The organism is Rhizobium sp. L43 (genome assembly GCF_002531725.1).
Classification (GTDB): domain Bacteria; phylum Pseudomonadota; class Alphaproteobacteria; order Rhizobiales; family Rhizobiaceae; genus Rhizobium.
This window is the reverse complement of sequence record NZ_NWSQ01000057.1, coordinates 1-13,599: the sequence shown is the minus strand read 5'-3', so window position 1 is coordinate 13,599 and position 13,599 is coordinate 1. Positions and strand designations below refer to the sequence as shown.

Annotated in this window: 6 protein-coding genes and 2 pseudogenes; 2 read left to right on the top strand and 6 right to left on the bottom strand. The window is 60.2% G+C overall.

Going from position 1 to position 13,599, the window contains the following annotated elements; translation table 11 throughout:
- Positions 1 to 79: 79 nt before the first annotated feature.
- The 6 genes and pseudogenes from CO667_RS36165 to tssK all read right to left on the bottom strand — a co-directional run.
- A pseudogene (locus tag CO667_RS36165) lies at positions 80 to 250 on the bottom strand (SIR2 family protein); the annotation flags it as partial.
- A gap of 99 nt (positions 251 to 349) precedes the next feature.
- The gene (locus CO667_RS33740; RefSeq protein WP_096772076.1) at positions 350 to 1,966 is read right to left on the bottom strand and encodes a hypothetical protein; all 1,617 of its coding nucleotides are present in this window, start codon (positions 1,964 to 1,966) and stop codon (positions 350 to 352) included.
- 296 nt (positions 1,967 to 2,262) lie between these two features.
- Positions 2,263 to 5,868 carry a type VI secretion system membrane subunit TssM gene (gene tssM, locus CO667_RS33730; protein ID WP_096772078.1) on the bottom strand — a complete coding sequence of 1,202 codons (3,606 nt, stop codon included), beginning with the start codon at positions 5,866 to 5,868 and terminating at the stop codon, positions 2,263 to 2,265.
- A gap of 9 nt (positions 5,869 to 5,877) precedes the next feature.
- The gene (gene icmH / locus CO667_RS33725) at positions 5,878 to 7,167 is read right to left on the bottom strand and encodes a type IVB secretion system protein IcmH/DotU (RefSeq protein ID WP_096772079.1); all 1,290 of its coding nucleotides are present in this window, start codon (positions 7,165 to 7,167) and stop codon (positions 5,878 to 5,880) included.
- Entirely contained in the window at positions 7,167 to 8,348 is a 1,182-nt protein-coding gene (locus CO667_RS33720) for a type VI secretion system-associated FHA domain protein (RefSeq protein ID WP_275593050.1), read from the bottom strand. Before CO667_RS33720 ends, icmH begins: the two co-directional genes overlap by 1 nt.
- Positions 8,349 to 8,355: 7 nt before the next feature.
- Positions 8,356 to 9,711: a type VI secretion system baseplate subunit TssK gene (tssK, locus tag CO667_RS33715; RefSeq protein ID WP_007636670.1), complete on the bottom strand. Its 1,356-nt coding sequence runs from the start codon at positions 9,709 to 9,711 to the stop codon at positions 8,356 to 8,358.
- Positions 9,712 to 10,300: 589 nt separating this feature from the next.
- Between tssK and CO667_RS33710 the strand changes: the two are divergent.
- Positions 10,301 to 10,868, top strand: a pseudogene (locus tag CO667_RS33710) (transposase); the annotation flags it as partial.
- Between the two features lie 812 nt (positions 10,869 to 11,680).
- A partial coding sequence (locus CO667_RS36160; protein WP_245433410.1) for a hypothetical protein occupies positions 11,681 to 13,599 on the top strand: 1,919 nt, incomplete at its 3' end.

The window sequence follows — 13,599 nt, the reverse complement described above, 5'->3', positions numbered from 1 at the left end:
TTGTAGCGCATGACATAAGGCATGCACTTAAAGCCAATCAGCAAATCGCGGCAGACGGCCTTCGCCGGATGGGTACAAAGAAACGGCGTTCGTTGTTGGTCAGCGCTGCCGCATCCAGCACCGCCAAACGTGGGGCGTTGGATCGCTTCGTGATCTGTCGGGCGTAGGTGCGCAGCATCTGGTCGTTGAAGCGGCAGCCGATGATGAAGAAGCCTCTGTTGGTGCGCCGCTCCTTCACCGCTTCGCTGATCCACCTGAGCGGCGGAACTCCTTCCGTCGCTGATGCAGCCGTTGATGGCGTGCTCGGCCGGCCTTCCGGTGGGCCGACCGGCATCGAGGCAGGCGATCACTACGCGGCGGGCGCGGCGCGCGAGGTTTCGATGCGCTTCAGTCCATCGGTGATGGCGGCGAGCCCTTCCCGCAGCGTCTGCCCTATAGTGCCCGGACCGATGTCGATTGGAGGATTGTCAAGCATGGCTACAATGTCGCTGCCGTTGAGATAGTCGAGCTTCTTCTGGACTGTGGTTCTGACACGCTCGGTCGCGCTCGACATTGCGTCACCGTTGCGTTCGGTGATGGCGGAGAGCTGATCCGAAAGCTCTCCACCGAACTGCAGGAAGATGTCGTCGACATACCTCCACGTTCCGCCGCGGGCTTCCACATCGACCATCTGGTTGATCTTGCTCTTTACCTCATCCCTCAGCGTCAAGGCAGTGTCGAGATGAGCCTGCCATGCAGCTATGATACTTTCGACCGAGTTTTCGACGGACTTGGTCCTTTCGGGCTGGTCTGTGATGCCAAGAAGGACCAGAAGTTGATCATCGTTACCGAGCCGCGGGACCACCGCTGCGATCAGACGCTCCACAACCGCGCGCCTACGGGCTGCATCGCCTAGTTCCTTCGGCCATTGCGACGACACTATCTTCGCAATCCTTTCAGAATTCGCGTTCTCTAGCGGATAAGAAAGCTGTCGCTCCTGAGCCTTTGCCTTGATCAGACGGAACAAGGACTCTACTACCTCGTCTTGATCGAGAGCACCCGTTGGGACTCTGTTCAGATCGATCCCATTCACCACGACCTCTTCGCGGCGGTCGCCGTTTGTCTCGCCCTGCCCCGCCCCATCGGGCATGTCATCCACATATTGAAGATTTCGCAGATTCTCAGGATAGGCCAGCATCAACAGAAGCCGGCCGGCGAAGTTGTGCAGCGTTGCCTCCTGCTCTTCCTGAGGCGTCGCAGCCAGCACACGTTGCAGCCAATCCGCGATCTTCGTGGTCAGATGGGACAACTCTGCGGTCTGTCCCGCGCCAATTTGCGCGCTGAGACTTACTGCGTGATTGGAAATGGTCGCTGCCGCGGCGGCAATGCCCTCCTTCACTTCCGGGAGAAGCTGCTCCAGGAGCTCAGCCCCGCCTTCACGCTTGCTTCTCTCTTCAGTTTCCTCAACACTCCCTGCGGAGTTCCCTTCCGCGCTATCGAGTGCCGCCATCGGCCGATTTAATTCTTCAGAGTCGTCGGGTGGAAGAAATTGAGAGTTCTCCTCGGCGTTCATCTCAAACTGCTGAATGTCTTCTTCAGTTAAAATTCCTGCTTCCTGCATGTCAGGCAGCCTCATGCGGAAGTTCACGAAATACTTCTTCATCACCTTTTGGACCTGCGGGAACCCGGCCTTTCCACCATCAGCCAACTTGACGAGGATAACGCCGTTTTCGTTCATCCTGCCCGTGCCTCTCCGCAGAAGCGAAAAGGTCTCCTTACCACTATCCTCATCATCTTCAAAAGGCATGCTTTTCAAAGTTTGTGCCAATCCATTGAGCTTTTTCTTACTCACCAGGACAGCAGGCTTCCGCAGATCGCCAACCGTGCCAACCGCAAAGCAGAACTCCAAATCCGCACTGTTCCTCGTCTGGTCGATCAACTGCATAAACTTCTTTGCTCTTGTCCTATTGTGCTTCATTCCGGCCATTATATCTCTCCAGTTTCCTGTTCTAGATCAGTGTACGTCGGTTGATAGGATGGGACAGGATCTGATCACCCAACTTCCCGAAGATCTGCCTGATGGAGGTGACCGCGCTCTCCAGCGGTCTAGTCGAGCCGGAAAGCGGCGCGCCGAGATCAAGCAACGATCGCCGCCAGTCGCAGCCGTGACCGCCTCCGATCCGGCCGGCAACCGAAATGCCGACCTCTCCCGCCGCGGACCTGCGTGGGCGTCTCGTGATCCCATAGGGCCTTCCCAGCGCAAGTCGGATGCTATCCCGGCGGTCATAAGAAATCTGGACATCGGAATTCTGACAGCAGATTGCGGGACAACGGGCTCATCACGCTGTCAGGCTGGAGGTTAAAAACCGCCCAATGGTCACCCGACACCAGTCGTACCTGAATAAGGTCCCCTCCTCCCAAGGGCCGCTTGTCCGCCTCATTTAAGAGGCGAAATAGCGCCCAATGGCCGCTCTTGGAGAGAATGGCGCCTTGAAAACCGATGAAAGCGACGGAAGCGCCGCCGACGCCGCTGGCCGTGGGCCAATGGAAATGCATGGCCGCGGCGGCCGTTCCTCGTCGATGTTCGAGGCGCTGGCCGTCGATGTCCACCACCACCTGGTCTGTCAACGGATCGGTCTCGGCGACGGTGAGCAGGAATCCAACTGACAACTGGCCGGTATCCTCGAACATGGTGTCGCGGATTGTGGCTGCCCGTTGGAACTGGGCCAAGGTATTGCGGCCGATAGGGAAATCGACACCGCTCGTTGGCCGAAACTGCCACGAACCTGTGGATTTGTCGACGAAGGGGGAAAGGTTCTCGGCGAAGAAAGTGTCGATCTCCGCCTTGCGGCCGAACAGTCGGGCGAAATCGCTCAAAGGGACATCCCGGCGGGATCCGCGCGCGAAGGGATACCGTCCTTCCGTAGCCCGCCGGCACAAATCGCCGGGGCCGCCCGCCCAACCGCTCGCCAACTCGCGCCTCACGCCGCTGACGGTTAGGTCCGAGCTGTGGCGGCTGAGGCCGAGGATCCATTGCCGGATGGGTTCGGGCAGATTGGTCGCTCCCGCCTCGATCTGGTGGATGGCGACGCCCGCCTGCCCGTTGTGTTCCAAGATGTTCGAACCCGCCAGCCCCTGCGCCTGGCTGAGGGAGCGATACAGTTCGCCCAGATCGCGGAGAGCACTGTCGATCGGCGCCTGCGCGCCCGCTTGGCTGTTCGACGGCACTTCGACCAACTGGTGCAGCCACTGGAAATGATCGCCCATATAGAGCCGGACGTGAGCTTCAGGCGTGTCCGCGGCCGGTTGAGAGCGGAACAGTGCCTCGAGCTCGCTTGGCAACACCTCGCCCTGGGGGACACTGTCACCTTTCGTCAAGCCGTCCTCGGGAGCCGGTGGTTGCTTGAGCTTTAGCTCCTGCGCCGCCGCGAAAAGGAACAGGCGCATTGGTGACGTCGGCGCGGACAGCGTGTTCAAGGTGCGCAGCGCGTCATCGATGCCCCCAAACGGGTGGATCGACATATCGCCAATGAGCTGGTCCCAGCGCAACGCGAACTCCTGAGCGTAGAGATCCGCCGCCGAACGCCGCAGCTTCTGGCTCACATCATCGGCTGCGGTCGGCGCGACTACCTGTGCGTCGAGAACCCAGCCTTCTGCAGCGACAGCGTCAGCCACCTGCGGCAGCAATCGCAGAAAAATTCCGTAAAACCCCGCCCTCGTGTAGATGCCAGGAACCCCCTCGCTGAGCGGCTGTCCCGATTTGCGAGCCAGGACGCCCTGCGCCAGCGGCCCGGCATGGTCGGCCAGACGCCAGGTTGGCGCCCGCGAGGCTTCGGGACTGGTCGCGATGATGTCGAGGACGCGGCGCGCCATCGAGACGGCCTGGAGCTTCGCGCGGCTCCTCTCTATCAGTTCGCCGTTAAGCTCACTATGGGGCAGCGGCCCTTCCATGAGGGCATCCAGATGATCAGCGAGCGCGCGGCGCAGGCCGGCATCGGCTTCGGCCGGAAACATCACTCCCCAGTCGGCAGCCATCCAGTTCTTGACGACCGCGCGCTGGAGCGGACCCTGCTGACCCAGCATCAGGTAAACCTTTAACGCCTGGTAGACGAACTGATCATCGTCGTGCCGCTCGGCCAGTAAGGTTTCCAACCGGAAGATCAGCCGCGGCAGCAGGACGGTGTTCAAGGCGCGGCGGTACGCCGCGAGCGTTTGAACCTTGATTTTCTTACTCTGGTCGAGACCCGAACTTGATAGGCGGCCGCCCGCGCTGTCGCCGTTAGAATCACGCAGCCGCTGAAGCAGTGGCAGGATGGGTCGAAGATCGCCACTCTCAACCCGGTCGAGCTTCAGCTTTTCGGCCCCTCTGGCATAGCTGCCAGCCATTAGGCGAACGCTCTCGATCCGCTCAACATTCCGAATATAGCTGAACGTCCACAAGACGCCGGCGCTAACGATGACCGCCGCTATCATCGTGTAGGCGCTATATCGGATCCGCCGCTGGCGCCGATCGAAGCGGTGATTGGCACCGACGAGCCCAGCTTCGGCGAAAACGACTTCGCGCAGCAGCCGGCTGATGAAATAACCACGCCCCGGGCCACGAAGCGCTGTACAGGGCGGCTGAGCGATCTCGAAGGTCTGAGATCTGGCGTTCGCAACTCGATCGAAGGGCATGCCAATTTGCGTGCCGCTTAAGAAGTAGACGCCGCGGAGCATAAGCGGTTCCTGGAACGAATTCCCGCCAAAGGCTTCCTTCAAGAACTGTTGCGTCAGGTGCTTGAGGCTAGCGACCTGCTGTGGGAAGCCGAACATGAGCGCGCGACGCTGGAGGTTGCTTTCATGCTGCATTCGTTCAAGCAGCCTTTCGTTTAGGCGGCCAACCAGCGCATCGTATGCTGCGGCAAACGCCATCGGATCGTCTTCGTCCTCCGAAGCCTCTTGCGCAAAGGTGAACCCCCACACCGCCTCCCGCCCCTCGCGACCCAGATCGTCGAAGAATTCAACAAATCCCGCCAGCAGATCGCTCTTAGTGAAAAGCACATAAATCGGCAGTTGCAGGCGAAGCTCCCTGTAAATTTCGAGGAGCCGCTCACGGATACAGCGCGCGCGATCGGCGAGCACTTCCTCGGATGTCGAGTTCAGCTCGCTGATCCCGATCGTGACTAAGACCCCGTTCAGCGGCTGCCGTGGCCGGGAGCGTCTGAGCATACGAAGCAAGCCACGCCAAACCGCTTTGTCCCGGTCTGCATCACCCTCCTGTATCGTGTAGCGCCCAGCAGTGTCGACGAACACCGCGTCATCGGTGATCCACCAGTCGCAGTTTTCCGTACCCGCGACCCCACCGGCGGCTCTCAGACCGGACCTTGCCGCCAGCGGAAAGCTGAGCCCGGAATTGACTATTGCTGTGGTCTTCCCCGAGTCGGGCGGACCGATCATCACATACCATGGCCGCTGATAGAGCCACCGCCTGCTGATACCTCCTGCGTAGCGGCGCCCCTTGAGTGTGGTAAGGGCCTCGCGGAAACGATGACGAATCGCCTCAAGCTCTCTTTCAGCAAGCGTGCTGGCTTGGCCCACACTTCGGTCGGAAGGCCTTGGGTCTCCCTTCTTCTGCTCGGCCCCAACCTCGTCCAGGGCTCCCGACACTCGTGATTGGACGAGGTCTTCAAAATAGGCCTGAACCTTGTAAAGCTGGGACTGGATCAAGTAGATCACGGTGTATCCGACCGGAATCAGCATCGATGCCGCGATCTGGCTGCGAAGGCTGTCAAGCGGCGCAAATCCTCCGACCGAGATGTGTGGTCCGAGCGTGAAGATTAAGGCACACACGATCCCTGCCCCGCCGACACGGAGCCATTGCCACCTAAGCGCTTTTTTGATTGACTGCATGGCCTGCCTTCATCGTGTCTTTGTGATGATGATTTCAATCCGACGGTTCCGCGCGCGGCCCTCGGGCGTATGGTTCGAAGCGACCGGTTCACCGCTCCCTCTGCCCTCTTCTCGCACGCGGCCTGGGTCATCCATGATGGATTTAATAATCTCGGCAGCTGTCCTCGCACGCGCGAGCGAAAGGGAATCGTTTGAAGGGAAGGCGAGCGATTGCACCGGCATGGCGTCGGTGTGCCCGGTCAGGAGGATTGCTCCCGACTCATCGTTCAGAGAACGACCAATTCGTAAAAGAAGCGGCAGGAACATTTTCTTCACTTCCGGACTAGCAGAATCGAACATCCCGGAGGCGCGAATGGTAACGACGATCTGCTGTGGGTCCTCGGACACAGTGACAAGCCCTTCGCGGATTTCGGGCTCGAGGAAGTTACGCAGTCGGCCGCTGCTCATCACAACCTTTGGCGGCAATACGATTCTCACCGATCTGACAGCGCCGTTCGGCGGCAATGTCGCGAGATCGTTGAAGACAGCATCGGCGCGGGCATTTAATGCATGCAGGAGTCCGGTATAGATCGAGAGGAGTAACCCTGCCCCAAACGCTACGACAGCCCAGATTGGAACGATTGTGCGGCGTGGCTTCGGATTATTAGAGTTCCTCCGCCAGTGCGGGGATAGTTCGCGCTCGAAGTCACCACGGGCTGCTCGGATCAGGCGGTAGACGTCTTCGCACAGCACACTGAGCTCTGCGGCTCCTCCCGCAGTGACGCGGTAGCGGCCTTCGAAGCCCAACCTCATGCAGTAGTAGAGCAGCTCCAGCAGTTCAATATTGATGGCCGGTTCATATTTCAATTGCGTCAGTAGATCGAAGAAACGCTCGCCGCCCCAGGTATCGCTGAACAGCGATCCCACCAAGCTGCGCGTCGTCCAGACGCTGTTGCTGCCCCAGACTGTGTTCAGAACGATGTCATCGATGGTCGCGCAGAGGGCGTATTTGCAGACCTTGATCGCTCGCGATGGCAATCCGAGCGGCGTGATCCGACGCTCAAAAGCATCGATCTCCTGCAGCACTCTAAGGCGCAGTGCTTCAACGTCGATATGGCTAGCACTGCTCTTGAGCTGAGCGCTGAGACCCAGCAGCGCCGCCGCGGCGGCGACCAGTGGATTAAGTCGGTCGAGCGCAAGCATCTCCCAGGTAAGTTCGTCCGGCACTGGCGATGACGGCGAAGGGACAGCCAACTGCTCCTCGGCGTGGAGGAGGACGAGTGGCTGGGATTTTGGCATCGTTTCCTCAATCACCATCATCAACCCGCCCACTTCCCTTCGGAGCGGACGCTCTCATCGTGGGATCGGCGGGCGGGTCGGCGACGCTCTCGCACTGGGCGCGCGAAGTCGGCGCCGAAGCTCCGGAGCAAATCAGTTTCGATGTTCGATACGACGTCATTGAAGACACGCACGTACGCACTCCGGTTTCGCGCCTTATGGTTGCAGTGCAAAAGGGAACGGGTCCGCCCCATCGCCTTCTCGATCCCTGGTAGGGACAAGCGTGCACGGACGCTGGACAGAGCCTTCTGCACAGCCGCGAATAACACGTCATGCGTCCCACGGTCGGCGAAGGCATGCTCAATGGCCAGGTCTCCGCGGAGGAACCCCCTGACATCCGGAACGAACCTCAGGGGTTTTTCGTCGGGACTCTTATTTCTGAATGATTGTTCGCCAGCTCTCGCTCGGAGAGAATGCTGTGCAGCGCGGCGGAATACAGAAGCATTTTCCCTGCACGATCCAGCACGCTTACGATGCCGGCATTCCGGACATCTGCCAATGATAAGCCGCAGGCGGCAAGAAAAGCCGTGACGGCCGCCCGATGATTCTTGTCGAGATGATTGATCTACCTTGGGTTGCGCCAAGATGGGGGCCCGATCCGGCACACTGTCTGCGTAGATATCCAACGGACTTCTCATCATGCCCGCCAGCGCGTCAAACCGAGTGTCTAAGACTGGCAATGGTGGGAAATCGCCGTCCCTCAGGTCCAGCAGCGCTTCTTCACCCCGGGTGCAATTGCCCGCCAGGAGCGACGAGGCCATTTCGAGGGGGCCAAGAAAACTCAACTCCTCACTTGTCGCTGCAAGTTGTCCCTCCGGTTCGGCGGCACTCTCCGCAATGGATATCGAAGGCGACACGACGACATCGATCCTATAGGCGCCGATCTGAATAACATCGCTGGTTTTCCGGGCGACCGGCGCCTCTGACGGAAGCGGCACAGCCTCGTCACTCAGACATGTGTTGCCGCGGCCTCGGTCGATCAGTCCGTATCGCCGTGCCATGCATTCGATTGAGCAGTGGTATTTCGAGACCATCTGCTGATCATCCGGCAGAACGAGGCTGTTGCCTGCTCGGCTGGTAGTCAGCCCACCAGCCGCGTCGCCCGGCACGAGATATTCCGGAAAACTGCATCTATTGCAGTGTACACGTAGCGTGAGGGGCATTGGTGGGCTAACTCAAATTTGGGTTCTGTCCGGCTCGGATGGCCCAAAGAGCCATTTCGAGATTTGGGAAGTCGCCAGCAACGTGCAGCGCCAAGCCAGCGGATTGGGGCATATCCTTCCAGAAGCGGCTATTTTGATCGATCTCGAAATAGCTGAATCCAACATGGAACGGGATCTGACGCGGCGCGACCGGTAGGGGATTGATGATAATGCCGGGCAGTGCGACATTGACGAGTTCCGTGATTTTCTCCGCCGGGCCGATCTTAATCTGAGACGGGAACTCGCGCCGGAGGCGCTCGACCTCAATATCAGCCCGAGCAGCCAGCACGAAGCTCGAGGTCGTAAAGAGAGAGCGGTCGGCCACCTCAGCCACATGGATACCGTATTTTTGCCGCTGCAGCGGTACGGAGACCGCAGTCTGCTCAATCACCGCACCCAGCGAAGCCCGGATCGACTGGATCACTGGCAAAAACGCCTCCGCGAGAGAGTCGTGCTTGTAAACACCAAGGGTCGGGGCACGTTTATCGAGGCGGGCGAACGTGGCTAGTTCACCCGCCAGCTGGAGCATGAGAACATACAGCGATTCCGGATTTACAACGGCGGCCTTGGACAGGTGGCAGAAGTACGGCTCGTACCGATTGATCGCCTGCAGCAGAAGGAAGTCCGCGAGCTCTGCAACCCGGTTCGTGCCCGACTGGGAGACCCGAGTAGCCAGAGCTTCACCACGATGGTGAAGCAGGCCGGTGATCTCAGTGATGTAGTTCGAGAGGACCCGGGAGCTGGCGCAGTCGGGGGTTGGCGGCACGTGCGTCTCGTCCAGAATGATCTGTCGGTCGGCCCGGACCTCTATGATACGGGCGATTGGGATGCAAGTGTAGCCAGACCGGTCTGCCGCGTCCGGCAGCAGTCGAAAATCCAGCCGCGCTACGTCGATGGAGGCGCTGCCCCGCTCGCCAGCGTTGGTGTCGACAACATCCTCAGTGGAGACTGCGAAGCGGATAGGTACGTCAATTCCCGCTTGCGCGTCGGTTTCAAGAGCGCCGGGTTGATAAAACGGTACCGCCAAGTGAATAAGCGAATCTCGAAAATCCCGCGGAACGTCGTAGGGAGTTGGCTGGTTGGCTTCGTCAGGAATACTGAAGGGCATGCCGTCCTCCAAGACGCCGCGAGCCGCTTCGATGGCGATCTTGCCGAGACCAAGTAGCTCTCGATTGAGCCGCAGCTCGCTGATACCCCACCCGTACCCATGCAAAACCGCCGTCCTGCTACGCACCAGCTGTTCGACGTGACGATCGGCCTGCTGAAAATGCTGGGGGCGGAGGAATAAGCCCTCCGACCAGACGACCCTATTATTCCACGACATTCAAGACTCGCCTCGCGTCCACCTGACAGAACGGCTTTCTCCGTAAAAAGTAGCAGAGCTTCACTGCCCCCTTGCATGCACATCTGATATCCAACAATGCGCTGGTAGAAGAGCATCGCGTGTCGAGACAGCTCAGATATGCAAGTGCCTAAGCTCATCAGGATTGGTCATGAGCCCCCCTTGCAGCGCGACACGCAAGGGATCTCATCTAGACTGTCGCTCAGCAGCCCGTTGCCCTCAGAGCCGTATTGGTCGTTCATGTTCACACTGACCTACTACGCGCCAATTCGGCCTGTCCTGTCGCTCGTACGGGATGAATCTTGCAAATGACCGCCCGGAAGCCTTGAGAGCCGGCGCCGCAAGTACGGGGCCAAAAGTGCAGCGCAACAGGCAAGGTGACACGTGATGCGCATTGCCTCGTCGAAAATGTTCGTGAATACGCCGAAGGCATGTGCCGCCGCCAACATCGTCTTCACGCGCCGCCGCCCCTAAAGCACCTTGACGACTAGTTTAGCGATTAGCGGGATAGCAGCTCTGGCGGCATGGATCATTCATGCGGCGAAGATAGGCATTTGCACATTTGGTGATGCCCAATAGCTAGCGAATGGGATATGCGCTGCGCCTCATGTTGGCGCGCGAGCACATGCTCGATGGCACGGTGGAGATTGACCGTTTTCATCTCGGTGAGCGACCGAGAAAGAATCCGGACGGTCTACCGCCTGGACGGGGCCGAAAAGGCCTTTCGATACGTGCAGGGCGCGCGACGGCGAAAAGGGATCGAACCGCATGCCTGCTTGATGGGCGGTGAGGCGTTCATGGCGATTGGCAAGAGCTTCGCTACGCATGAGAACGTAAAGCATTCGAGCCGCGAATTCGTTCGAGACGCCGCCCACGTCAACTCGGTGGGAGGTTTCAAGTCCCGGGTCCGCCGCACCATTGCCGGCGTCTTTCATCATATCAGCCCGCAGCATGCCTTGTCTTGCCACGAGATCGGCTTCCGCTGGTCACAGCGCATTGTTACGAGCCAGGCAGTGCGGATACTGGTCACGGGTGCCGCCGGCGCTGCGATTGCTGCAAGTCTTTCGCGCTATTACCGGCCGGCAATGCGCAGAAGTCCGGATGCCGGGATTATCGTTAAATCTCCCAGTCTTTTGTGATAAGGCCGCGTTGTTTAGCGGAAGCCAGCAAAGAGTTCGAAGACGAAGGGCCGACCTCACTGGCGCCGCAATTGGTGACAGTTGCCACTACCCTGGTATCGGTGGGCCAATCAATCCCACCATAGAAGAGATTATGTCGATGTTCGCGTCGTAACTGGCTTGCGCGGCACCGGCGGCCGTCAGCGTTGATAGCAATCCGTACCGATCGCCACATCAAGCACGGACCTCCGGTCTGGAGAACGGGTCGTCGCTGCATCTCTCGAAGGATCGCCGCTGTCGTTACGGGTTCACGCAGGAGCTGCGCCATAGCCGCTCACTAACTGGATGCGAGCATATCACCTGTGCATGCAATCCAATACCGGGACTGCGCTAGTTTGAATCGCGGGCTCTTCTCCGTGGTTTTCGAGGTTCTGCTGCAATGATGCGTTCACGCCACCAGCTATCAACGGCCTGGCCATGTCTTCGGGATCTGCCGGCCTCCCGTCACCTGAGCTCGATTCCGCAGAGCCGCCCCATGCCACAACAGCAGAAAACGGGACCCACGGTGATTGAGCGGCGTCCGAACGAGGCTCGGCAACCTGGAGCGGTCGATGGTTGCAGTCGCGTCCCTTGCGATCTGGTTAAGTCGCTTGAGCCCCTGATAAATTCTGACCTCCCGTCAGCAGTCGGTGCTCGACAGCTGACCCCTTGTTTCCTGAAGGCCATATCCCAGGGGGGTGAGCATGGTTGACTGGGACCCTCGGACTAAAGGGCAGGGCTCTTCGCGCGCGAAGGAGGGCCGGCACCCAGCGGATCAAAGAGCGCAGTCTTCAGTGGCGCGTGTCGATCACGTGGCCGACAACTTCAATTCGGACGACATCTGGCAAGAGAATCCGATGTTGCGTTACGTGGAAAGGCTAACGGGGCTTACCCGAGTACCCGTCGCCCCGGCAGAGACCGCGTTCAACCTCGCGAGCGCGACAGCGGCGGGAGCCAGCCCTCGGCAGCCAATGGATCAAAGCACGCAGCCTTTGGTGGCGTCTGCCGATCAAGAGGAGCTTTGGCAGGCGGTGGATCAAGCCGGTCCGCCGTCGGCCGCCAGCTTCAATTCACAGGACTTCTGGCTGGAGCCTTCTGAGTGGGCCTCTTGGGCTGCGTTAAGCGTCGACCAGCCAAGCCCGCCGACCGAGCTTCAAAGCCCTGAAGAACTAACCCCGCAAATGATGGCTGACATGACGGAACTGATGAGAGTTCCGGTCGCCCCGGCAGAGACCGCGTTCAACCTCGCGAGCGCGACAGCGGCGGGAGCCAGCCCTCGGCAGCCAACGGATCAAAGCCCGCAGCCTTCAGTGGCGTCTGCCGATCAAGAGGAGCTTTGGCAGGCGACGGATCAAGCCGGTCCGCTGTCAGCCGGCAGCTTCAATTCGCAGGACTTCTGGCTGGAGCCTTCTGAAACGGCCTCTTGGGCTGCGTTAAGCGTCGACCAGCCAAGCCCGCCGACCGAGCTTCAAAGCCCTGAAGAACTAACCCCGCAAATGATGGCTGACATGACGGAACTGATGAGAGTTCCGGTCGTCCCGGCAGAGACCGCGTTCAACCTCACGAGGACAACAGATGAATACAATAATGCCGATCGCATTATTCACCTCGTCGAGGGACAGCCGCTGGAGACTGGCCCTCAGCGCAGGGGGCTGCATGGCCTTGGGAATTTAGAAGCCTCGGCGGTTGCCAGGCCGACCGAGGTGCCGGGTGAAAGAGAGGAGCATTCGGCCATGTCCGAGGTGCCCGCGGAGCCCAGCGATCCGACCGGTGGCGGGCGCAAGAGGCAGACTACTGAGAAGGGCGCAGATCCCAGGCCCAGCCGCAAGCAAAAGTTTTATAATTTTGAAGCTTCGGCGGTTGCCAGGCCGACCGAGGTGACAGGTGAAAGAGAGGAGCATTCGGCCATGTCCGAGGTGCCCGCGGAGCCCGGCGATCCGACCGGTGGCGGGCGCAAGAGGCAGACTACTGAGAAGGGCGCAGATCCCAGGCCCAGCCGCAAGCAGAGGTTATATGCTCAAAGGCCGCTGGCGTTGGCGCCTGATCTCAGCGCCGCGAATGCCAGCATAATCGTGGGGGCCTCAACGGGCGATCTCGTCGATCGAGCGGCGTTCCAGACGGTGTCGGCCCAGGATCAGGCGAGGCTGGACGAAGTCGCCAGGCAGACACCGCGGCAGTCGAGGCAGAGCAAGGGGGCGTGGGCGGACGCGCTGAAGGCGGCCCATCCCGATCTCAGCGCCGCCGATGCCGCCGCCATCGTGGGCGTCGTAAAGCGGGTTATCGCCAGGAGGGCGGCGTTCCGGACGGTGTCGGCCCAGGACCGGGCGAGGCTAGACGAGATCAAGGCGGCGACACCGCAGCTGCCGGGGCAGAGCAAGGGGGCGTGGGCCGACGCGCTGAAGGCGGCCCATCCCGATCTCAGTGCCGCCGATGCCGCCATAATTGTGGGCACTTTTAAGGACGATATTGCCAGGAGGACGGCGTTCCGGACGGTGTCGGCCCAGGACCAGGCGAGGCTGGACGAAATCGCCAGGCAGACACCGCGGCAGTCGAGGCAGAGCAAGGGGGCGTGGGCGGACGCGCTGAAGGCGGCTCATCCCGATCTCAGCGCCGCCGATGCCGCCATAATCGTGGGCGCCGTAAAGCAGGATATTGCCAAAAGGGCGGCGTTCCGGACGGTGTCGGCCCAGGACCAGGCGAGGCTGGACGAAAT